Raw genomic sequence first — 21,301 nt, 5'->3', positions numbered from 1 at the left:
GACTTCGAACGAGAATGCGAGTAATCATCTGGAAACAATGGAAAAAGAAGTCACGTCGCCTTTGGGGCTTACTGAAACTCGGAGTTCCTAGGTGGATAGCAGATAAGGTGTCAGGTTGGGGTGACCACTACCAACTAGTAGCACAAAAGTCAGTATTAAAGAGAGCAATATCAAAACCATTCCTCGACAAACGAGGAATGGTCAGCTGTCTTGATTACTACTTAAAACGACATGCGTTAAAAGTTAATTGAACCGCCGTGTGCCGAACGGCACGCACGGTGGTGTGAGAGGGACTATCCATTAGTCCCTACTCGATTTACCAAATCCATTTGGTATCAAATTGGGCTAGGAGTTGATCGGCAGCTTCGGGGCCATGGGAACCGGCTGGATAGAAGTGGAGTGGACTTTGGTCCTTACGCCAGCTTTCTTCAATTCGGTCAATCAATTTCCAGCTAGCTTTCACCTCATGCCAGTGGCTAAAGTTGGCTGAGTTACTTTGAAGGGCTTCAAAGATGAGTTTCTCATAGCCTTCAGGACCTTCTAAGCGGTCAAAAGAACTAATGGCTTGCGGTTGAATTTTGAAATCATAGCCTGGTTCTTTTTGGTTGAAGCTAAAGGAGATTCCCTCTTCTGGTTGGATGTAGAGAGTTAAAACGTTTGGCTCTAATCTTTCGTCGAAAATGGTCTCTTCCTGTTTGAAGACAACATCCACTCGTGTTGTTTTTTCGGCTAAGCGTTTACCAGTGCGGATAAACATAGGGACGTTGCGGAAGCGGTCGCTGTCAATAAAGAAAACACCGGCAAAGTAGGTTTCAGTCATGGATTCAGGATTAATTTGTGGCTCATCCCGGTAACTAACAAGATCCTGATTCGCAGTGTATTGTCCTCGTACAAAATGGCTAGCTAGCTCTTTTGGAGTAGGTTTTTGCAAGGATTGGAATACCTTGACTTTTTCTGCTCGGATATCATGCTTGCCAAAGGAATGGGGTTTATCCATGGTCAAAAGGGATAGAATCTGTAGGGCATGGTTTTGCACCATATCCCGAAGGGCACCGGATTGGTCGTAATAATCTCCACGTTCTTCGACACCGAGCTGTTCTGCTAGAGTAATCTGGATATTGTGAATGGAGTGGCGGTCCCAGATTCGGTCGATAATAGGATTAGCGAACCGCAAGGCATAAATGTTTTCCACCATTTCCTTGCCTAAATAATGGTCGATGCGGAAAATCTGATCTTCACGGAAGGAATCCATGAGTTCTTCATTGAGGAGGCAAGCAGATTCTAGGTCGGTCCCAAAAGGTTTCTCAATAATTAAGTGCTCAAAACCAAGTCCATCAATGATGTTCTCAGACTTGAGGTGTTTGGCGATGGTTCCAAAGAACCGAGGAGACATAGACAGGAAAAAGAGTTTGTTATTGTCTGCCCGGTAACGGTCATTAAGTTGGTTTTGGAGGGCACGGATGTTTTGGTAGTCCGCAACATTGGTGACATCGTGACTTTGGTAGTAAAAACGAGAAGCAAATTCTTGTGCTTGTTCGGAGTCGGTCACCAAATCTTGAATAGATTCCAGAACAACAGCTTCATATTGTTCTTTAGGCCAAGGACGACGAGATGCTCCAATCACGGCAAAATTATCTGCAAGTTTACCGGCTTTAAAAAGACGAAATAGGGCTGGATACAGTTTACGTTTGGCCAGATCTCCACTGGCACCAAAAATAGTAATGATGGCTTTGGCAGGCATAAATAACCTCTTTCTGTGTTTTAAAAAATTATACCATATTGCTGAACTTGAAGAGGTTTAGAACTTTTTGAAACGGAACGAGGCAGGTTCTATCCAAACTGTCTGGCCTATGCTATACTTAAAGCTATGAATAAAAATATCATAAGAATTGCAGAAGAATTAACAATTACTCAAACACAGGTTCAGACTGTTTTGGACCTTCTTGCTGAAGGAGCAACGATTCCCTTTATTGCTCGTTATCGGAAGGATAAAACCAAAGGGTTAGATGAAGTTGAAATCAAGACGATTGCCGATCGAATGGCTAGTTTGACAGCCTTGGATGAACGAAGAGCGAGTATCCTCGGGAAAATTGAAGAACAAGGAAAACTTAGCCCAGAATTGAAATCCGCTATTGAGGCTGCAGAGAAACTGACGGAGTTGGAGGAACTCTATCTCCCGTATAAGGAGAAAAAACAAACCAAGGCTAGCCTTGCTCGTGAGGCAGGTTTGTCACCACTTGCTCGTCTGATTTTTCAAGGTGCTGATAAACTGGAAGCCGCTGCAGAACCATTGACCTCTGAGGCTTATCCGACAGCGGCGGCAGCTATTGAAGGAGCCAAGGAAATTGCCATCGAAGCTCTTTCTGAAAATCACGGTCTCCGTGCCTGGCTCTACCGAGAAGTCCGTGATAATTCAACCCTCATTAGTCAGTTAAAAGAGGCGGACAAGGATCCCAAACAGGTCTTTGAAAATTACTATGACTTTTCCGAAAGTCTTTCTAGCCTACCGCCTCACCGACTGTTAGCACTTAATCGTGGTGAAAAACTAGGAGTCCTTCGCCTTAAATTCGATCACCAACTGGACAAGATGCAACGCTTTTTCTTAGCTCGCTTTGTTAAGAAAACGGAGCTTCTGGCTCAAGTGGTGGACGAGAGTTTGAAAAAACGCTTGCTTCCTGCAATGGAACGTCGGGTTAAATCGGAAATGTTAGAAGTGGCGGAAGAAGGAGCGATCGAGCTCTTCTCAGAGAATCTCCGTCACCTACTATTGACGGCTCCACTGAAAGGTAAGATGGTCCTCGGTTTTGACCCTGCCTTCCGAACTGGGGCTAAGCTAGCTGTTGTAGATCAGCTTGGAGACCTTCAGGCTACAGAGGTCATCTATCCCGTTAAACCTGCTAAGGCTTCTGAAATTGAGGCTGCTAAAGAGCGTCTGAGCCGGCTGATTATTGACTGGAAGATTGAAATTATTGCCATCGGAAATGGGACAGCCAGTCGTGAAAGTGAAGCCTTTGTAGCAGAGGTGTTACAAGAATTTCCAGAAGTATCTTATGTCATTGTAAATGAAAGTGGTGCATCGGTATATTCAGCTAGTGACTTGGCTCGGCAAGAGTTTCCAGATTTACCGGTCGAAAAACGTTCAGCTATTTCTATTGCTCGCCGCCTGCAAGATCCACTGGCAGAGCTGGTTAAGATTAATCCCCAGTCTATTGGAGTAGGTCAATACCAGCATGATGTGAGTCAGAAAAAATTACGAGAACAGTTAGACTTTGTAGTTGAAACAGTGGTAAACCAAGTGGGGGTTAATGTGAATACTGCTAGTCCAGCTTTATTGAGCCATGTGTCTGGTTTGAATAAAACCTTAACAGAAAATATTGTTCGTTATCGCCAAGAGGAGGGGGCTTTTACTAGTCGTAAGGATTTGAAAAAAGTTCCCCGTCTCGGTGCCAAGGCATTTGAGCAGGCAGCAGGCTTTCTGAGAATCCCTGATGCGGTCAATGTACTCGACCGGACAGGAGTTCACCCAGAGAATTATGCTGTGGTGACCAAACTTTTTGAGAAATTGGCGATTGCGGATTTAGGAGATGAAGCTAAAAGGAAGCTCATGGGTCTCAATATTTCGGATATGGCAGAAGAACTGGGGATCGGTCCTCTCACTTTGGAAGATATCATTCAAGATTTGCTGAAGCCCGGTCGTGATTTACGGGATTCTTTTGCGGGCCCACAATTGCGATCAGATGTGTTGGATATCAAGGATTTAAAACCAGGTCAAAAGCTAGAAGGTGTTGTGCGGAATGTTGTAGACTTTGGTGCCTTTGTAGATATCGGAGTTCATGAGGATGGTTTAGTTCATATTACGCAGTTGAGTAAAAAGTTTGTGAAGCATCCGAGTCAAGTAGTGTCTGTTGGGGATTTAGTCACAGTCTGGGTCTTGGATGTTCAGGTGCCTCAGAATCGGATTAGCTTGACCATGGTAGAGGATCATGGATCTAACTAATTATGTTCAGAAAGTTTCACTAGAGGATTTTGGCAAACCCTTTCGGCATCGGGTTGTCTGGAATCGACGGCTTCGCACTTCGGGCGGCCGCTTTTTTCCCCACGATGGTCACCTGGACTTTTCCCCTAGAATATTGGAGGAATATGGGGAAGCCATTTTTCGTCAAGTTGTTCGTCATGAATTGACCCACTACCATCTTTATTTTGAAAATAAAGGTTACAAACATGGAGATGCGGACTTCAAGCGTCTTTTAAAGGAGGTGGACGGCTTGCAATATGCACCGCCACCCAAGAATCGACGGTTGCATATCTATAGTTGTCGTAGTTGTGGGTTATCTTTCCAGCGCCAGCGCCGTATTCATCTGGATCGCTATCGCTGTGGTTCTTGTGGGGGACGATTGCAGGATCAAGCAAATCAGCCTCAAGGCTGATGTTGTAGAATGGATGACTTGCTATATTAGGAGTAGAAAGTGAGGGATTATTATGACCAACTATTATAAAATGCGGAAAGGGAAGATTGTTAGTGGTGTTTTGGCCGGATTGGCTGACAAGTATCAGATGGACCCAACTTTAGCGCGGGTACTCTTTGCTATTTTCTTATTTGCAACCCCAGGGGGAGTGGCACTTTTTCTCTATATTTTACTTTCTGTGATTTTGTCTTATAAAGAAGATTTAATCGAGCATGATGAGGTGACTTATAGCGATGGTCGACGTCGTAAAAATGCTCAGGCAGTTGAAGAGGATGATTGGACTTGGTAAATGAGTCTGTGAAAGATTTACTGGACTGATAGTCCTGTTTTAAGATTCGTAAGCGGCTGGGCATTGCCCAGCCTGCTCTTTTTAGGGGAAAGAAAATTGTCACAAGCTTCTTTAGGTGCTATAATAAGGGCAGAGACATTTAGGAGGTTGCCATGGCTGTCAAAGTAAGAGACGTGATGGAGAAGGTCCGCTTGGAGCGTATCTATGGCCCTGAAGAATTATTAGACAAGTTGGTTCTAACGGGGGATATCTCAAGACCAGGTCTTGAGATGACAGGGTATTTTGATTATTACTCTCCAGAGCGGATTCAATTGATTGGGATGAAAGAATGGTCTTATTTAGGCCATATGACGACTCACAATCGTTACCAGGTTTTAAAAAATATGTTGCGGGATGAAACCCCAGCAGTGGTTGTGGCTAGAGGATTACACATTCCCGATGAACTATTGTTGGTAGCAGAGGAGAATCAAGTACCAGTCTTTCGTTCATCTACCCCAACAAGTCGCTTATCAGGAGAGCTGTCCAACTATTTAGATTCCCGTTTAGCAGAGCGCACTAGTGTCCATGGAGTTCTTATGGATATTTATGGGATGGGGGTTCTTATCCAAGGTGATTCTGGAATTGGAAAGAGTGAGACTGCTTTAGAATTGGTGAAGCGGGGGCATCGTTTAGTGGCGGATGACCGTGTGGACATCTATCCACGAGATGAGATGACCTTATGGGGAGAACCTGCGGAGATTTTACGCCATCTTTTAGAAATTCGTGGAGTCGGGATCATTGATATTATGAGTCTTTACGGTGCTAGTGCGGTGAAAGATTCTTCTCAGGTGCAGCTATCGGTCTATTTGGAAAATTATGATACCAACAAACAATTTGACCGTTTGGGAAATAACCCTGAAGAATTTGAAATAGATGGAGTTCGGATTCCTCGAATTCGAATTCCTGTGAAGACAGGTCGTAATATCTCAGTGGTGATTGAAGCAGCAGCAATGAATTACCGGGCCAAAGAAATGGGCTTTGATGCTACAAAGACCTTTGAAGATCGACTAACCCGTCTCATTGCGGAAAATGAGGAGCGTGGCCAATGAATCCAACTGCACTAGAAATTGGTCCCTTTAGTATTCGCTGGTATGCCTTGTTCATTGTCAGTGGTTTGGTTCTAGCAGTTCTTCTTTCTATGAGAGAAGCCAAACGCAAGGGCTGGGATCCGGACTTAATTTTAGATTTTGTTCTGTGGGGATTTCCGATTGGGATTATTGGCGCGCGCATTTACTACGTCCTCTTTCAATGGTCTTATTATCAGGAGCACCCAGAAGAAATTCTAGCCATTTGGAATGGTGGGATTGCTATCTACGGGGGGCTGATTGCTGGCGGTATATTCCTTATTTGGTATTCTAGCCGTCATCTCTTATCGGCTTGGACTTTTTTGGATATTGTTGCACCTGGGGTTCTTCTTGCTCAGTCATTAGGGCGTTGGGGAAATTTTGCCAATCAAGAAGCCTACGGGGCTGTGGTTGATAACCTTGATTATCTACCAAGTTGGATTGCTAATCAGATGTTGATCGACGGTGCTTACCGTCAGCCAACCTTTTTGATGGAATCTAGTTGGACAGCCTTGGGATTTATCCTACTGATGACCTTACGCCATAAACCTCAGCTTTTTAAAGAGGGTGAGATTGCCTTGTTTTATCTCATATGGTATGGGTTGGGGCGTTTCTTTATTGAAGGATTGCGGACCGATAGCTTGTACTTGGGTCCCTTACGAGTTTCGCAAGTCGTTTCTCTAGCAATCGTCGCCCTTGGCATCGGACTTTGGATTTACCGACGTAGACATCAGCAACTTGCTTGGTATCAAGCATCTTAGAAGAAGGAGAGATTAATGGTAGAAATTGCATTTACCCTTGTGGGCTTGGCCCTAGCGGTATTCTTTGTTTATTTAACAATCTTTATTCATAAATTAGGAAAAACAGTGGACGAGACCAATCGAACGATTAAGCTTTTGACAACGGATGTCAATGTTAGCCTTTACCAGGTTAATGAATTGATGGCCAAGGTCAATGTGCTAACCGATGATGTTTCTGGTAAGATGGAAACCATCAATCCACTTTTTGTCGCTGTAGCAGATCTTTCTGAGACGGTCTCAGATTTGAATAGCTCGGCCCGTAACCTTGGTGACAAAGCTGTTGCTACAGGTGGTGGGGTCGGTTCTGCTATGAGTCGGACATTGCTACGAACAGCTCTTTCGGGCTTGGGTTCAAAAAAGAAAGCAGGTAAGTAATTATGGGGAAATTATCATCACTTTTATTAGGAGCAGCTACAGGTGCTGCGGCAGCTCTTTTTGTTCAAAGTAAAAAAGGACAAGAAGTCGCTCAACAAGCAAAAGAATGGTATGCCGGTTATCAAGAAGATCCGGCAGCTACCAAGGAAAAAGTGGGCGAGGTAGCCAATGAGTTTGGTCAAACCGTGGCTCAACGCTATGCTGAGTTTAAAGATGGCGTACAGTCCGGAGATATTACCGTTCAATCTGTTGTTGATGATGTCAAAGCTTTTTCTGAAAAACAAGTGGAAACCTTGACCGAAAAATTTGGAAGCAAGGAAGAAGTTGTCGCTAAGGTGAAAAAAGCTGTTACACCAGAAGAAGAAATTATCATTGAGATGGATGAAGAAGTGGTTGAAGCTGGAGAAGAAACTCAAGCAGAACTGAAGACCCTTCCTAAAGTCTCTGCAGTTCCAGCGGGATTTGCTGATAAGAAAAAAGAAGAAGAGTAAAACTAGGTTTGGCCGCAAGGCCAAACCTTTTTGAGAGGAGAGAGTATGACACGTGTAGCCATTATTGGTGCCGGTATTGTCGGTGCTACTGCAGCGTTTTATCTTAGTCAAGAAGAAGGGGTTGAGGTCACTGTATACGACTATGGAGTTGGTCAAGCAAGTAAAGCTGCGGCTGGCATCATCAGCCCTTGGTTTTCTCGCCGCCGGAATAAGGCTTGGTACCGTCTTGCTCGTTTAGGTGCCGATTTTTATCCACGCTTGATGGAGGATTTAGCTCAAGCTCATAGGCCCAGTCAAGCCTATGAGCAGACCGGTGTTTTGGTTTTGAAGAAAAAAGAAGAATATCTGGATGAAGTTATGGAACGAGCACTGGCTAAAAAACCTGATTCACCTCTGATGGGAGAGTTAGAGTTCTGGACGCAAGAACAGGTTCAACAGCGTTTTCCTGGCCTCACTGGTTTTGATCGAGCTTTTTGGGCTAGTGGTGGAGCGCGTGTGGATGGCGGTGTTCTTGTGGAAGATCTATTACAGGCTGCAGGGCTAGAACCTATTCGTAAAGAGGTGAAGTTGAGCTGGAGTCAGGATCAAATCCTGATTGATGGACAGCTCTATGACAAGATTCTTTTGACTACAGGAGCTTGGTTAGGGCAAATACTGGAGCCGCTGGGGTACCAGATCGATGTCCGTCCACAGAAGGGACAGATCCTAGATTATCAATTGGAGCTTGAAACCGATGATTATCCTGTAGTTATGCCTGAGGGAGAAGCAGATCTGATTCCCTTCAAGAATGGAAAATTGAGTTTGGGTGCTAGCCATGAGAATGACAAAGGCTTTGATTTGAAGGAAGAACCCCAAATTCTCCAAGAGCTAGTGGAGCAAATGCGTCCCTACTACCCCGCTATCGACCGTTATCAAGCCACGGGAGTTCGGGTAGGTATTCGCGCTTATACCAGTGACTATTCTCCTTTCTTTGGTCCGCTACCAGATCAAGCTCATGTTTGGACGGTTAGTGGTCTTGGTTCGACAGGTCTGACCATTGGTCCTTTGTTGGGACGAGAGCTTGCTTTAGGTATATTAGGGAAAACAGGCGACTTAGATCCAGCAGATTACCCTGTTAGTCAGTATGTGACTCGGTGATGGAAGGGCATAAATAAGAAGGTTCAATTATTGAGCCTTTTTTATATTTTAGGGCAGAGGGTAAGAATTATGGCTGAATTTATGGTACAATAAGTTAGTTATAGATACGTTACGAGAAAAAGAAATTTCAGATAGGAGTCACTATGAGTGCAGACAAGTTAGATCAGGATCCTGACTGGTTGTCAGCTGTTCTTGCCACTTCGGAGACAATCGGACCAAAATCTATTTTGTTAATGACTTATTCAGATCGCTTTGAGATGCTAAGGCAGGCTTTGGAGAAGGTTAACTACACCCTAAATGGTTGTTATTTACTTGATCAGCCTCAGGAAAACTTGGAAGAGGGGCAGCTAAGTGCGACCAATTTGTTAGAATTTGCTTTGAGGGCTACTGTTGATGAGGTATTGATTTATCTCCCAGAAGAAGTTCCTGAGGTTACAAGTTGGATTCAGGCATTTGAAACGATGGGAATGACAGTCCACGTTGCGATTCCAGGCTATACTTACCTAGATGGACTGAAGCGGGAAGTAAGTGTGGCTGGGATTCCGGTTACGACCTATGCCCCGACTTTCCACAAGATGAGTCATTTGATCCTTAAGCGACTGATTGATATAGTAGGAGCTCTAGTGGGGCTTTTTATCTGTGGACTAGTCGGCTTAGTTCTCTATCCCCTTATTCGCCGAGATGGTGGCCCCGGTATTTTTGCTCAGGACCGCGTTGGTCGCAATGGCCGGATCTTTAAATTTTATAAATATCGATCCATGTATATGGATGCAGAAGAAAGAAAAAAAGAACTCATGGCCCACAACACGATGGAGGGGGGCATGTTTAAAATGGATAACGATCCCCGTATCACCCCCATTGGACAATTTATCCGCAAGACCAGTTTGGATGAGTTGCCACAGTTTTATAATGTTTTACGAGGGGATATGAGTTTGGTCGGCACACGCCCACCGACCAAGCAGGAGTTCTTAGATTATAAGCCTGCTCATAAGCGTCGTTTGAGCTTTAAGCCAGGAATTACAGGTCTTTGGCAAGTCAGTGGACGTAGTGAGATTACGAATTTTGAAGACGTGGTCGCTTTGGATGTCGAGTATATCCAAGACTGGACCATTCTGGAAGATATTAAGATTCTGCTCAAAACCTTTAAGGTTGTTGTCTTTGGGGATGGAGCGAAGTAGGAAGCTAACATGAAAAGAAGTGTCTATATTATCGGTTCCAAAGGGATTCCTGCTAAATATGGTGGCTTTGAAACCTTTGTTGAAAAATTAACAGAATTTCAAACGGATTCTGCTATCCAATATTATGTTGCCTGTATGCGAGAAAATTCTGCTAAATCAGGGGTTGCGCAAGATACATTTGAGCATAATGGAGCGATCTGTTTTAATATTGATGTTCCAAAGATTGGCCCAGCTAGAGCCATTGCTTATGATATTCAAGCTCTAAAAAAAGCTATTCAGATGGCCAAGGACAATCAAGATCAGGCCCCAATTTTCTATGTATTAGCCTGTCGGATAGGTCCTTTTATCGCAGGACTTAAAAAAGAAATTCATCAATTAGGTGGCTTGTTGTTTGTCAATCCAGATGGACATGAGTGGTTACGTGCAAAGTGGTCTTATCCTGTACGCCGTTATTGGAAGATATCTGAAAGTCTCATGGTAAAACATGCCGACCTTCTAGTCTGTGATAGTCAGAATATTGAGTCCTATATTCAGAAGGATTATTCCCAATACCACCCCAAGACCACCTACATCGCATATGGGACAGAGACCAGTAAGTCTAAACTTGCTCCTGATGCTGCCAAGGTGCGGGAATGGTTTGCGGAAAAAGGTGTTACAGAGGGACAATACTATCTTGTGGTTGGTCGTTTTGTGCCAGAAAACAACTATGAAGCTATGATTCGTGGATTTATGAAATCCAAGACCAATCGAGATTTTATCTTGATTACAAATGTTGAAACCAATAAATTTTACGATAAACTTCTAGCAGAAACCCAATTCGATCAAGATCCTCGGATTAAATTTGTGGGTACAGTCTATGACCAAGATTTATTGAAGTATATCCGCGAACACGCTTATGCCTATCTCCACGGTCACGAAGTGGGAGGGACTAATCCGTCCTTGCTAGAAGCTCTAGCTTCAACTCAGCTTAATCTCCTATTGGATGTTGGCTTTAACCGCGAAGTTGCTCAAGAGGCTGCAATTTATTGGCAAAAAGAAGCTCTGGATCAAGCAATTGATCAGACAGAAATTCTTACAGATCAAGATATTTTGGAAGCCGATCGAGCTTCTAGTCAGCGTATTGCCCAAGCCTTTACTTGGGAGAAGATTGTTACAGATTATCAGAACTTGTTTAAGGAAAGCTAATGAAACGTATTTTGTACCTCCACGCTGGAGCAGAAATGTATGGGGCCGACAAGGTGCTCCTCGAATTGATTAAACGCCTTGATAAAACCGAATTTGAAGCCCATGTTATTTTGCCCAATGATGGGGTACTAGTAGAGGCTCTAAGGCAAGTTGGGGCTCATGTGGATGTTATTCCCTACCCTATTTTAAGACGGAAGTACTTTAATCCAAAAGGGATTCTCGATTACACAACTTCCTATCGTCGTTTTTCCAAAAAATTAGTGGATTACGCTCGAAATCATAAGATTGATGTCATTCATAATAATACAACAGCTGTCTTGGAAGGGATTTATCTGAAAAAGAAATTGGGAATTCCTCTGATTTGGCATGTGCATGAAATTATTGTGAAACCGAAACAAATTTCAGACTTTATCAACTTCCTGATGGGACGTTACGCGAATCAAATTGTTACGGTGTCACAAGCAGTGGCGGACCATGTACTAAAATCGAAATCGATTAAATCTGAGCAGGTTCAGGTCATCTATAATGGGGTTGATAACGAGATTTATAAACCAATGGATGGTGGAAAGATTCGAGAGCATTTTGGAATCGCTCAAGAGCAAACGGTTATCGGGATGATTGGTCGTGTTAATGCCTGGAAAGGCCAAGGTGATTTCCTGGAAGCTGTTCTTCCACTTTTACAAGAAGATAAGAAGCGATTGGCCTTTCTTGCAGGCTCTGCTTTTGAAGGTGAAGAATGGCGCGTGGAGGAACTGGATGCCGCTATTGCTGATTCCGGTTATGCAGATCAGATTAAGCGTATTGACTATTATGACAAGCCTCAAGAACTCTATAATCTCTTTGACTTGTTTGTCCTGCCAAGTACCAATCCAGATCCACTGCCAACTGTTGTTTTGGAGGCTATGGCATCTGGGAAACCTGTTGTGGGCTATCGCCATGGAGGTGTCTGTGAAATGGTTGCAGAGGGTCAAAATGGTCTCCTTGCTCAACCAAGAAATCCAGCCATGCTGTCAGAGTTGATGAAAGAGTTATTGGAAAATCCTGATAAATTGGCTGCCTTTGGGGAGACATCATTGAAGCGACAGCTAGAACAGTTCTCCCTTCAATCCTATATTGGGAATTTTTCTACATTGTATCGAGAGATTGGAAATGAACGATGATTGAAAGCATCAAGAAAAAAGTAAAACCTTATGTTTTTGCATGGAGGTATAGGAATGAACGAAAAACCATAAAAAACAAGGAGTTTACAATTATCAGTGATAATTGTTGGGGGGGAAGGATTTATCAGGGATTAGGTCTTCCTTACCAATCACCATTTATTGGCCTATTTATCTATTCTCCGGATTATGTCAAACTTCTTTCGAATTTAAGATATTATTTAAGTGGGGAGATTTCACTAATTTTTGTTCAGGAATCAGCTTATCGTCCTCAAGAGGAAATCTATTATCCAGTGGCTCTTTTGGACGACCTTGAAATCCACTTTTTACACTATAAGGATGAAGAAGAAGCACGAAGTAAATGGAATCGTCGCTTAGCTCGTATGAATTGGGATAACCTTTACTTCAAAATGAATGACAATGATCGAGCTACATATCAACTACTCAAAGATTTTCAGGACTTGCCTTATCAAGCTAAAGTGATTTTCTCTTCAACAAAATATCCAGATTTAAAAGATCTTGTGTTTTTTGAAAATCGTTCAGAACAAGGATTTGTGGGAGAAGATTTGAAAATATACCATTCGTATTTTGATGTGGTAGAGTGGTTGAACTGTGGGGGAGATCAAATACGATAAAAGGATAGATAGCGAATGGCAGTGCCTTTTTTAACAATTGTAGTACCTGTATATCAGGTGGAAGATTATTTAAGACGATGTGTTGATAGTATTTTAGTCCAAGAGTATCAGGACTATGAGTTGCTTTTAATTAATGATGGTAGTTTAGACAGTTCCCCACAAATTTGTGATGATTATGCCCAACGTTATGCTCATATTCGGGTAATCCATAAGTCAAACGGAGGATTATCCGATGCACGAAACACGGGAATAAGACAGGCACAGGGGAAATATATTGCTTTTATTGATTCAGATGATTGGCTGGCTCCTGATTGTTTACAGTCTGTTATGCCAGTTCTCGAACAAGGACAGTACGATTTACTTTGTTTTGGAAGACAATTTGTGCAGTCTGAGAAAGAGACGTTAAAGCAAGTAGAACAGCCAGAGATGCAAGTAGTCTCAGGCTACGAAGCTTATTTAGAGATGCTAAATCAAGGCTTGGTTACTGGTTTTGCAACGGATAAGATTTATAGAACAAGTTTGTTTAGAGAAAATAATCTTGAATTTCCTGTTGGTTGTTATTACGAAGATTTGGGGGTTCTGTATCTCCTTTTACTAGCTTCCAATCAGGTTGTTCTCTCTAAGCAAGTGTTTTACCATTATTTTGTGGATAATCCTCATGCCATTACGGCTTCTTGGACAGAAAAAAAACTGCGAGATATGCTTGGGTTTTATCAAGCGATTCATCACTCAGAGCCAGTCCAACAGGTTTTACAGATATCAGATCAAAAATTGGCGAATGCTTATTATACGAACGGTTTGGTTCATATTCTTTCAAGTATCTATAAAGCAGGTTTGGAAGTGGAGTATGCACAAATTGTTGCGGAGATTACAACAGAGATTGCTGCTATTGCTGTATCGTTGAAAGAAATGGGAAATCAACCGAATAAAACGAAATATCTTCTTCATCGACTATCATTGCTGAAACCGGCATTTCAGCTACAGAGATTCTTGAAAGAAAAAGGATAAGGACATGCTTAAAATAGATTTTGATAAATTTCTCATAGGACTTGTACTCTTTCTGGTTATTACGTGGGATTTTTTGGGGACAACCATGCTGGCTAGGGAATTACCGACAATCCCTTCGATTGTTGTTTTACTAGGGACATGGCTTTTAGCATTGCGTTTTATATTTTTACGCGACTATGATTTGAATTTTCTAGTATTTGCTCCAATCTTATTTTTAGTAGGATTGGCGGTAGCTGTTAAAATGAGGAATATTAATTTTTTAATTTATATGTCCTTGATTGTATTACTCTATAAGGCTGATATTGATTATGTTCTAAAAATTTTTGCACTTATTTCTGGAGTGATGCTAGCTGTGACGGTTTTCCTATCTTATTTGGATGTAATCCCGAATTTACAGTTTGTTCAAAATAGAGTTCGTGGAGTCGTAACGCGAAATTCCTTGGGATTTATTTACCCAACGGATTTTGCTTCCCATTGTTTTTATTTTTTTGCGGCTCTTTCCTATGTGTGGAGAGAGAAGTATATCTGGTTTCGAACAGCACTAGGAATTTTTTTGACAGCTGTTATTTATTTCGTGGCAGATGCACGATTAAATGCTTATTCAACAGCTTTGACAGTCGCTGTTTTCCTACTGTTTTACTTTAAGAAAAATTTCAATGAAAACATTTTTAAGCCTTTGCCCTTAATTGGTCCCGCGGCTGTTGGGTTGATGTATTATTGGACAACTCATTTCAATTGGGGGGACAGTAAATATATTGCTCTCAATAACTTTTTTAGTATGCGTTTAGCCTTGGGACGGCAAGCTATGAATACTTATGCCATTAATCGTTTTGGGACACCAGAAGCTCAATTTAGAGGTTATGGAGGGACGACGGAGACAGTTTTAAATTATACATATGTTGACTCTTCCTATATTCAAATGCTTTTTTACTTTGGAAGTGTGAGTGTGATAGTTCTGGCTCTGTACTATTTTATACAATCGATTCATGTCCTTAGGAAGCGACAATATTTATTACTCTGTCTGTTATCTTTGATTGCAGTCAATTGTATGATTGAAGCATTTTGGATTCGACCATCTTATAATATTTTTATGTTTATTTTGATGGGAGTTGGGGGTGAAATGCTAAAGGGAGGCGAGAATGAAGCTCATCAAGAATTATCTGTATAATTTGTCCTATCAAATTTTAGTGATTCTTCTCCCAATTATTACAACACCGTATGTAACACGGATTTTTTCTTCGGATAACCTAGGCACTTACGCTTTTTACAATTCGATTGTGACTTATTTTTTACTAGTTGCAGGTCTTGGTGTTGCGAACTATGGGACACGAATGACCTCACAAGAGCGTGGCCAGTCTAGCACAACCTTTTGGTCGATTTACCATTTACAACTGCTAGCGACAGTTATTTCAGTGATATTTTATGCGGTAGCTATTCTTGTTTTTCCGCAAATGCAGCATCCGGTAGCTCTTTTATTTACGATTAGTATAGTTTCCCGGGGACTTGATATTTCCTGGTTATTCCAAGGATTAGAGGATTTCCGTAGAATAACGGTTCGAAATACCTTGGTGAAGATTTTTGGTGTGCTGTCGATATTCCTTTTTGTGAAAACATCTCAAGATCTCTTGAAATATGTGTTCTTTTTGATTGCCTTTGAAGCCTTAGGACAATTGAGTATGTGGTTACCTGCTAGAAGGTATATTGGGAAGTGGCAATGGGACTGGCAAAAAATCCAACATCATTTCAAACCTATTATCTTACTCTTTATTCCACAAATAGCTATAACATTGTATGTTAGTTTAGATCAAACAATGCTAGGACTTTTAGCGGGGACAGAAGATGTAGGTTTGTATGATCAAGCCAATAAAATTTTAAAGATTCTTCTCACAGTTGTGACTTCGTTAGGAACGGTGATGTTGCCCCGAATTTCGGGATTAGTTGCTACTAATGACGAGAGTACCATTAAACGCTTGTATGAACTTTCTTTTCTGGTTTATAACAGTGTTATTTTTCCGATGATTTTTGGGATGTTGATCATTAATCAAGATTTTATTTCGATTTTTTTAGGACCTGATTTTCAAGAAGTTCAATTTGCAATTGCGATTATGATCTGGCGTCTGTTCTTTATTGGTTGGACGAATATTATGGGACTTCAGATCTTGATTCCCCATGGGAAGAATAAGGAATATATGATTTCAACGACTGTCCCTGCGGTAGTTAGTGTCTTGTTAAACTTGATGTTAATTCCGTATTTAGGTTTTATCGGAACTGCAATAACCTCGGTCTTTTCAGAAGCCCTGGTTTGGATGATTCAACTGTATGCGACAAGGGAGCAGTTACAAAATTTGAAAATTCATCAGCCGCTTGTTAAAATTTTCTTAGCTAGCTTAGTTATGTTTCTAGGGCTACTGGGATTGAAGCAGTTGATAGATGTTTCTGCCTTTGTAAATATTGTGATTTATCTTATAAGTGGAGCTATCCTATATAGCGGAATGTTTTATCTTTTGAAAGTAGTAGATGTTAAAGAAATTCGTTCAGAATTTTTGAAAAAATAAAAGGAGTTTAGGATGTACGATTATCTTATTGTAGGAGCAGGGCTTTCAGGTGCTATTTTTGCTCATGAGGCAACTAAGCGGGGATTGAAAGTTAAGGTTATTGATAAGCGGAATCACATTGGCGGGAATATCTATTGTGAAAATGTAGAGGGGATTAATGTTCACAAGTATGGAGCTCATATTTTTCATACTTCTAACAAGAAGATTTGGGATTATGTGAATCAATTTGTGGAGTTTAATCGTTATACAAATTCGCCAATTGCTAATTACAAGGGGCAGTTGTATAATCTGCCTTTTAACATGAATACTTTTTATGCTCTTTGGGGAACAAAGACTCCTGCAGAAGTTCAGGCAAAGATTGCAGAACAAACAGAGTTTATGAAGGATAAAGAACCTGAGAACTTGGAAGAGCAGGCGATTAAATTAATTGGTCCAGATGTTTATGAAAAGTTGATTAAGGGATATACAGAGAAGCAATGGGGACGTTCTGCGACGGATTTACCACCTTTTATCATCAAACGCCTTCCTGTTCGTCTAACATTTGACAATAATTATTTTAATGATACTTATCAGGGAATTCCTATTGGCGGTTATAATGTTATTGTTGAAAACATGCTAGAGGGCATTGAAGTTGAACTTGAGGTAGACTTTTTTGAAAATCGTAGTGAGCTGGAAGCATCGGCCCGTAAGGTTGTGTTTACAGGTATGATTGACCAATATTTTGAATACAAACATGGTGAGTTAGAATATCGCAGTCTTAATTTCGAACATGAAGTTTTAGATATGGAAAATTATCAAGGTAATGCTGTCGTGAACTATACTGAGCGAGAGATTCCTTATACACGTATCATTGAACATAAACATTTTGAATTTGGTCAGCAAGAAAAAACAGTGATTACTCGTGAATATCCTGCGGATTGGAAACGAGGAGATGAGCCTTATTATCCAATTAATGACGCTACCAACAATGCTATTTATGCTAAGTATTTGGAAGAAGCCAATAAAAATCCTAACGTTATTTTTTGCGGTCGCTTAGCAGATTATAAATATTATGATATGCATGTCGTGATCGAACGTGCCTTACAGGTAGTTGAAGAAGAATTAGGATAAGAATTGGAGAGAAATGACGCAGGAGAAAATTGATTTTGTTGTAACGTGGGTGGACGGTTCTGATCCGGTATGGTTAGAGAGAAAAAAGGCTTGTCTACAAGAAAAATTTGGGATTGAGTTGGATTCCTCAAAGGAGGATGGTGAAGAGCGTTATCGTGACTTTGGTTTATTTCAATACTGGTTTAGATCTATTGAAAAGTATGCTCCATGGGTCAATAAAATTTTCTTGGTTACTGACCGACAAAAACCGGATTGGTTAGATGTTACTCATCCCAAAATTCGTTGGGTTAATCATGAAGAGTTTATCCCTCATGAATATCTTCCTACATATAGTTCTCCTGCCATTGAATTAAATTTTCATCGGATTGAGGACTTATCCGAAAATTTCGTCTACTTCAATGATGATGTTTATTTGGTGAATCCCGTAGAGCCAGAAGATTTCTTTGTGAGAGGATTACCGAAACATGTAGCGATCTATGACGCTATCGTTCCATGGCATCCATTTATTAAAACTCTCTATAACAATATGGAAGTTTTATATCGTCATTTCCCTAATAAGACCGCTTTAAGGAATTCTCCATTAAAATTTTTTAATTTGAAGTATGGATTGATGGGAAATCTTAAGAATATGCTATTGTTACCTTGGAAACCAACAGGATATGTAGAGTTACATGTAGCAAATTCAATTAGAAAAAGCACTATTGCTAAGTTATGGGATTTGGAACTAGAAACGATTAAAAAAACGGTTGAATCCCCATTGAGAGATTATTCTACAGGAATCAATCAATATTTATTTCGTTATTGGGATATTGAGAGTAATCAATTTGAACCTCAGAGCTTAACAATAGGAAAGCGAATTGATATGAATCAAACAGAAGAGTTTGCTGCTTTGTTGAAGAGCTCTCGTTATAAAATGGTTTGTATTAATGATACGTTGGAATTTAATACTGAAAATCAAATTCGCTTACAAGAACTTTTTGAACAAGCATTTCCAGTAAAATCAGATTTTGAATTATAGTGGATGAAATGTTACAGTTTTAAACATCAGAGTATTATGAGAAAGGAATTGGTATGACTTCTGTTTGTGCCTTGGTTGTAACTTACAATCGTTCTATTTATTTACGAAAAGCATTGAGTGGAATTCTTCATCAAGATAAGAAGGTTTCTGGAGTCCTTATTTTTAATAATGATGCGACAGATACAACAGAAAAAGATTTGATTGAGGAGGGGTACTTAAAGGAACAGGAATATCGTAGTAATGAACTTTACCATTCTAATTACAATGATGTAGAAATTTATTATTATCGAAACCATGAGAATGCTGGTGGTGCTGGTGGTTTTTCAAAAGGGATTGAATTGGTTTCAGCCTTAGACTATGATTATGTATGGATTATGGATGATGATGTTTATCCAGAGCCGGATTGTCTTTCAGAAACAATGAAACAGATGCAACTGAATCAGGTATCCATTGGGATTCCAAATCGGACAGATGAGAATTTTGATGATGAACCTTGTATTGCATTAGATTTAGAGGATTATAGGAAATTTTGGACTGGTTTACGAAAAACCAAACTTTTAGGGCCTTTTACCGAGGATGCAATCTTTGTTGTTGATCTCCCCTTTGAAGGTCCTGTAGTTGAAATGAACTTGCTACGCAAAGTTGGTGTTCCAGATAGCGGTTATTTTCTATTGTACGACGATACGGACTATGCAATGAGATTGCAGGAGTATTCAAATATTATTTTTGCTACGCGAGCACAATTACATCGGCAGTTAGCCAAAAAGACAGCTGCAACTGGTGTAACCGAACCATTTACTTGGCGTGAGTATTATGGTATGAGAAATAATATTATTTTTGATAAACGCCATGGAAAAAATTGGAAAGTTAGACATCTGAGTCCACTTTTGATATTGGCACAACGTATTCGAAATTCAATCATAACGGGACATTTGCGCCAAAATTTTCCGATTATTCGTAAAGCTTTTATAGACGGTATTTTTCAGCGAATGGGTAAACGAGTAGATCCAAATTATTAATAGTTCATGGGGAGGCAACCTTGAAAAAATATCAGGTTTCTGAAAATTTCGGTAAGGATCATCATGCCGGGAGTAAGGCGAAGAATGATGCTGTTGCGATTTTAGACACACTAGGGTTTGAAGAATTATCGGTTCGGCATATGGGAAGCCAGCCTGGTTTGATAGCTAAGATATCCAGACAGGTTCTAAGTTTCTTAAGTTGGACAACTTTAAAGTACAGAGTTGAAGACAATGCTATTTTAATTCGACAAAATCCATTCCATAATCGCCAGTTAGGTAGAAGATCTGCTTTAAAATATCTTAAAGAAAAAAAACATACCTATATGATTTCTCTGGTACATGATGTTGAATTAATTCGCCATGAGAGTCACCCAGAAAATTTCCAAAATGAGTTTGATGAGATGATTGAGTTTGCAGACAAACTGATTGTTCATAACTCAAAAATGAAACAATGGTTTCTTGATTATGGAGTTCCAGAAGAGAAATTAGTTGTTCTTAAAATCTTTGATTATCTGTTGCCATCAAATTTTGAAAAAGACATTCACTATTCTAAAAATATATATATCGCTGGTAATCTATCTAAAGATAAGAGTCCCTATGTTCATCAGTTGAAGAATTTAACTGATTTGAATTTTAAACTGATGGGAATAAACTATGAACCAGATACAGAAAGTCCCAATATTGACTATCTTGGCTCATTTGCCCCCGATGACGTTCCAAATCAATTAACAGATGGCTTTGGATTAGTGTGGGATGGGGATGATATTGTTACTTGTTCTGGTCTAACAGGGAATTATTTAAGATATAACAATCCTCATAAATTATCACTTTATTTAGCTTCAGGTATCCCAGTAATTGTTTGGAAAGAATCAGCAGAAGCTGATTTTGTCCTTGAAAATGGTGTAGGAATTGCAGTTGATTCGCTACATGATTTAGGGCCTATTTTGGAAACTTTAACTGAAGAAGCTTACTTCAGAATTGTCAAGAATGTTCGAAAAATTTCCACTAGAATTCAGACAGGACAGTATTTGAAGGAAGCGGTAGAGGAAATTTTAGATAATACATAAGAGAATTTCTAAAAATTGAAAAAATTCCTAGAAATAAAGAAAGTGGTAGAAAATCCATCAGAATGACATGAGTTTTTTACCACTTTCTTGTTGTTATTAAGTAAGCGCCTGTAACAAGGGTAAGCGCCCAATAACAAGGTATCTTTAACCGAACTAGAAATCTAGCTATACTAATCTTATAAATCATCAGGATGGAGATTGATATGGTAGATTCTTGCTCGTTCACTAGGATAAATTTATGCGATTTAGGTCGGGTTCATTTGATAACTGGTAAAACAGATATGAGGCAAGGAATTGATTCCTTGGCTTACTTAGTGAAACAGGAATTTGAATTTGACCCCTTCTCAGGCCAAGTCTTTCTTTTCTGTGGTGGAAGAAAAGATCGCTTCAAAGCCCTTTATTGGGATGGACAAGGCTTCTGGTTACTGTACAAAAGGTTTGAGAATGGAGAACTCAACTCTGACTTTCAAAAGCATAGAGTGGATGATACCCTGTGGCACGGTAATGAGCATTGTAAGCCGAGCCTTCTTGTTTTCCATAGGTTGTAAAATGAGTCGAATCAATATCAATGATAAGATTCCCCACTTGATGAAATTGTAAAAAGATTTGGAGAAGTTCAAAGTTAATCTGTCTTAAAGCTGCAATCGTTTCTTCAGTAGCACGAGAAAAGAAACGTGACAAGGTTGGTTGAGAGGCCAGCTGTCCAGG

Annotated in this window: 21 protein-coding genes and 2 pseudogenes; 21 read left to right on the top strand and 2 right to left on the bottom strand. The window is 40.4% G+C overall.

All coding sequences use genetic code 11. From position 1 onward, the window contains the following. A pseudogene (locus E4T71_RS05035) lies at positions 1 to 251 on the top strand (group II intron reverse transcriptase/maturase); the annotation flags it as partial. Between the two features lie 65 nt (positions 252 to 316). Here E4T71_RS05035 and zwf read toward each other — a convergent pair. Next, positions 317 to 1,741 carry a glucose-6-phosphate dehydrogenase gene (gene zwf / locus E4T71_RS05030; protein ID WP_135037711.1) on the bottom strand — a complete coding sequence of 475 codons (1,425 nt, stop codon included), beginning with the start codon at positions 1,739 to 1,741 and terminating at the stop codon, positions 317 to 319. A gap of 126 nt (positions 1,742 to 1,867) precedes the next feature. On the opposite strand from zwf, the gene E4T71_RS05025 reads away from it, so the two are divergent. The 20 genes from E4T71_RS05025 to tnpB all read left to right on the top strand — a co-directional run bounded on the left by E4T71_RS05025 (position 1,868) and on the right by tnpB (position 21,141). Further along, on the top strand, positions 1,868 to 3,997 hold the full coding sequence (locus E4T71_RS05025) for a Tex family protein (RefSeq protein ID WP_135037708.1): 2,130 nt from the start codon (positions 1,868 to 1,870) through the stop codon (positions 3,995 to 3,997). Beyond that, complete coding sequence (locus E4T71_RS05020) at positions 3,984 to 4,427, top strand: SprT family protein (protein WP_135037705.1); 444 nt, start codon at positions 3,984 to 3,986, stop codon at positions 4,425 to 4,427. Before E4T71_RS05025 ends, E4T71_RS05020 begins: the two co-directional genes overlap by 14 nt. Positions 4,428 to 4,476: 49 nt before the next feature. Beyond that, on the top strand, positions 4,477 to 4,755 hold the full coding sequence (locus E4T71_RS05015; protein ID WP_135037703.1) for a PspC domain-containing protein: 279 nt from the start codon (positions 4,477 to 4,479) through the stop codon (positions 4,753 to 4,755). Between the two features lie 152 nt (positions 4,756 to 4,907). After that, positions 4,908 to 5,843: an HPr(Ser) kinase/phosphatase gene (gene hprK, locus E4T71_RS05010; RefSeq protein ID WP_135037699.1), complete on the top strand. Its 936-nt coding sequence runs from the start codon at positions 4,908 to 4,910 to the stop codon at positions 5,841 to 5,843. Further along, complete coding sequence (gene lgt / locus E4T71_RS05005) at positions 5,840 to 6,619, top strand: prolipoprotein diacylglyceryl transferase (RefSeq protein WP_135037696.1); 780 nt, start codon at positions 5,840 to 5,842, stop codon at positions 6,617 to 6,619. The genes hprK and lgt overlap by 4 nt, the downstream gene beginning before the upstream one ends. 15 nt (positions 6,620 to 6,634) lie before the next feature. Next, positions 6,635 to 7,033 (top strand): DUF948 domain-containing protein, encoded by a 399-nt coding sequence (locus E4T71_RS05000; RefSeq protein ID WP_135037692.1) that lies wholly within the window; start codon positions 6,635 to 6,637, stop codon positions 7,031 to 7,033. Between the two features lie 2 nt (positions 7,034 to 7,035). Continuing rightward, positions 7,036 to 7,524, top strand: coding sequence for a hypothetical protein (locus tag E4T71_RS04995; RefSeq protein ID WP_135037689.1), 489 nt, complete (start codon positions 7,036 to 7,038; stop codon positions 7,522 to 7,524). Between the two features lie 45 nt (positions 7,525 to 7,569). After that, a complete protein-coding gene (locus E4T71_RS04990) occupies positions 7,570 to 8,661 on the top strand; it encodes an FAD-binding oxidoreductase (RefSeq protein WP_135037686.1) in 1,092 nt (363 codons plus the stop codon). Between the two features lie 143 nt (positions 8,662 to 8,804). Beyond that, positions 8,805 to 9,839: a sugar transferase gene (locus E4T71_RS04985; protein ID WP_135037677.1), complete on the top strand. Its 1,035-nt coding sequence runs from the start codon at positions 8,805 to 8,807 to the stop codon at positions 9,837 to 9,839. 9 nt (positions 9,840 to 9,848) lie between these two features. Beyond that, on the top strand, positions 9,849 to 11,024 hold the full coding sequence (cps2T, locus tag E4T71_RS04980) for a beta 1-4 rhamnosyltransferase Cps2T (protein WP_135037674.1): 1,176 nt from the start codon (positions 9,849 to 9,851) through the stop codon (positions 11,022 to 11,024). Continuing rightward, a complete protein-coding gene (locus E4T71_RS04975; RefSeq protein WP_135037671.1) occupies positions 11,024 to 12,184 on the top strand; it encodes a glycosyltransferase family 4 protein in 1,161 nt (386 codons plus the stop codon). The genes cps2T and E4T71_RS04975 overlap by 1 nt, the downstream gene beginning before the upstream one ends. Further along, positions 12,181 to 12,816, top strand: a complete 636-nt coding sequence (locus E4T71_RS04970) for a DUF1919 domain-containing protein (protein ID WP_135037668.1) — start codon at positions 12,181 to 12,183, stop codon at positions 12,814 to 12,816. Before E4T71_RS04975 ends, E4T71_RS04970 begins: the two co-directional genes overlap by 4 nt. 15 nt (positions 12,817 to 12,831) lie before the next feature. Further along, on the top strand, positions 12,832 to 13,824 hold the full coding sequence (locus E4T71_RS04965) for a glycosyltransferase family 2 protein (RefSeq protein WP_135037665.1): 993 nt from the start codon (positions 12,832 to 12,834) through the stop codon (positions 13,822 to 13,824). Between the two features lie 4 nt (positions 13,825 to 13,828). Next, positions 13,829 to 14,992 carry a polysaccharide polymerase gene (locus tag E4T71_RS04960; RefSeq protein ID WP_194181248.1) on the top strand — a complete coding sequence of 388 codons (1,164 nt, stop codon included), beginning with the start codon at positions 13,829 to 13,831 and terminating at the stop codon, positions 14,990 to 14,992. Then, a complete protein-coding gene (locus E4T71_RS04955; RefSeq protein ID WP_135037662.1) occupies positions 14,964 to 16,379 on the top strand; it encodes a flippase in 1,416 nt (471 codons plus the stop codon). Before E4T71_RS04960 ends, E4T71_RS04955 begins: the two co-directional genes overlap by 29 nt. Before the next feature lie 12 nt (positions 16,380 to 16,391). After that, positions 16,392 to 17,489, top strand: a complete 1,098-nt coding sequence (gene glf / locus E4T71_RS04950; RefSeq protein WP_135037659.1) for a UDP-galactopyranose mutase — start codon at positions 16,392 to 16,394, stop codon at positions 17,487 to 17,489. A gap of 13 nt (positions 17,490 to 17,502) precedes the next feature. After that, positions 17,503 to 18,507 carry a Stealth CR1 domain-containing protein gene (locus E4T71_RS04945; protein WP_135037656.1) on the top strand — a complete coding sequence of 335 codons (1,005 nt, stop codon included), beginning with the start codon at positions 17,503 to 17,505 and terminating at the stop codon, positions 18,505 to 18,507. A gap of 53 nt (positions 18,508 to 18,560) precedes the next feature. After that, entirely contained in the window at positions 18,561 to 19,526 is a 966-nt protein-coding gene (locus E4T71_RS04940) for a glycosyltransferase (protein ID WP_135037653.1), read from the top strand. Between the two features lie 20 nt (positions 19,527 to 19,546). Further along, positions 19,547 to 20,593 carry a sugar transferase gene (locus tag E4T71_RS04935; protein WP_135037651.1) on the top strand — a complete coding sequence of 349 codons (1,047 nt, stop codon included), beginning with the start codon at positions 19,547 to 19,549 and terminating at the stop codon, positions 20,591 to 20,593. Between the two features lie 191 nt (positions 20,594 to 20,784). Next, positions 20,785 to 21,141: an IS66 family insertion sequence element accessory protein TnpB gene (gene tnpB / locus E4T71_RS04930; protein WP_306766722.1), complete on the top strand. Its 357-nt coding sequence runs from the start codon at positions 20,785 to 20,787 to the stop codon at positions 21,139 to 21,141. Here tnpB and E4T71_RS04925 read toward each other — a convergent pair. After that, positions 21,050 to 21,301 (bottom strand): annotated as a pseudogene (locus tag E4T71_RS04925) (transposase); the annotation flags it as partial. The gene tnpB and the pseudogene E4T71_RS04925 overlap by 92 nt on opposite strands.

Origin of the sequence: Streptococcus sp. WM07, assembly GCF_004570525.1 — a bacterium.
In the GTDB taxonomy this organism is placed as follows: Bacteria; Bacillota; Bacilli; order Lactobacillales; family Streptococcaceae; genus Streptococcus.
The sequence above is the reverse complement of the archived record's forward strand: the minus strand, read 5'-3'. Positions and strand labels throughout refer to the sequence as shown.

Excerpts from the sequence above, each read along its gene's own strand:
- zwf (WP_135037711.1), bottom strand. The coding sequence starts at position 1,741 with ATGCCTGCCAAAGCCATCATTACTATTTTTGGTGCCAGTGGAGATCTG.
- E4T71_RS05025 (WP_135037708.1), top strand. The coding sequence starts at position 1,868 with ATGAATAAAAATATCATAAGAATTGCAGAAGAATTAACAATTACTCAA.
- E4T71_RS05020 (WP_135037705.1), top strand. The coding sequence starts at position 3,984 with ATGGATCTAACTAATTATGTTCAGAAAGTTTCACTAGAGGATTTTGGC.
- hprK (WP_135037699.1), top strand. The coding sequence starts at position 4,908 with ATGGCTGTCAAAGTAAGAGACGTGATGGAGAAGGTCCGCTTGGAGCGT.
- lgt (WP_135037696.1), top strand. The coding sequence starts at position 5,840 with ATGAATCCAACTGCACTAGAAATTGGTCCCTTTAGTATTCGCTGGTAT.
- E4T71_RS05000 (WP_135037692.1), top strand. The coding sequence starts at position 6,635 with ATGGTAGAAATTGCATTTACCCTTGTGGGCTTGGCCCTAGCGGTATTC.
- E4T71_RS04995 (WP_135037689.1), top strand. The coding sequence starts at position 7,036 with ATGGGGAAATTATCATCACTTTTATTAGGAGCAGCTACAGGTGCTGCG.
- E4T71_RS04990 (WP_135037686.1), top strand. The coding sequence starts at position 7,570 with ATGACACGTGTAGCCATTATTGGTGCCGGTATTGTCGGTGCTACTGCA.
- E4T71_RS04985 (WP_135037677.1), top strand. The coding sequence starts at position 8,805 with ATGAGTGCAGACAAGTTAGATCAGGATCCTGACTGGTTGTCAGCTGTT.
- cps2T (WP_135037674.1), top strand. The coding sequence starts at position 9,849 with ATGAAAAGAAGTGTCTATATTATCGGTTCCAAAGGGATTCCTGCTAAA.
- E4T71_RS04975 (WP_135037671.1), top strand. The coding sequence starts at position 11,024 with ATGAAACGTATTTTGTACCTCCACGCTGGAGCAGAAATGTATGGGGCC.
- E4T71_RS04970 (WP_135037668.1), top strand. The coding sequence starts at position 12,181 with ATGATTGAAAGCATCAAGAAAAAAGTAAAACCTTATGTTTTTGCATGG.
- E4T71_RS04965 (WP_135037665.1), top strand. The coding sequence starts at position 12,832 with ATGGCAGTGCCTTTTTTAACAATTGTAGTACCTGTATATCAGGTGGAA.
- E4T71_RS04960 (WP_194181248.1), top strand. The coding sequence starts at position 13,829 with ATGCTTAAAATAGATTTTGATAAATTTCTCATAGGACTTGTACTCTTT.
- E4T71_RS04955 (WP_135037662.1), top strand. The coding sequence starts at position 14,964 with ATGAAGCTCATCAAGAATTATCTGTATAATTTGTCCTATCAAATTTTA.
- glf (WP_135037659.1), top strand. The coding sequence starts at position 16,392 with ATGTACGATTATCTTATTGTAGGAGCAGGGCTTTCAGGTGCTATTTTT.
- E4T71_RS04945 (WP_135037656.1), top strand. The coding sequence starts at position 17,503 with ATGACGCAGGAGAAAATTGATTTTGTTGTAACGTGGGTGGACGGTTCT.
- E4T71_RS04940 (WP_135037653.1), top strand. The coding sequence starts at position 18,561 with ATGACTTCTGTTTGTGCCTTGGTTGTAACTTACAATCGTTCTATTTAT.
- tnpB (WP_306766722.1), top strand. The coding sequence starts at position 20,785 with ATGGAGATTGATATGGTAGATTCTTGCTCGTTCACTAGGATAAATTTA.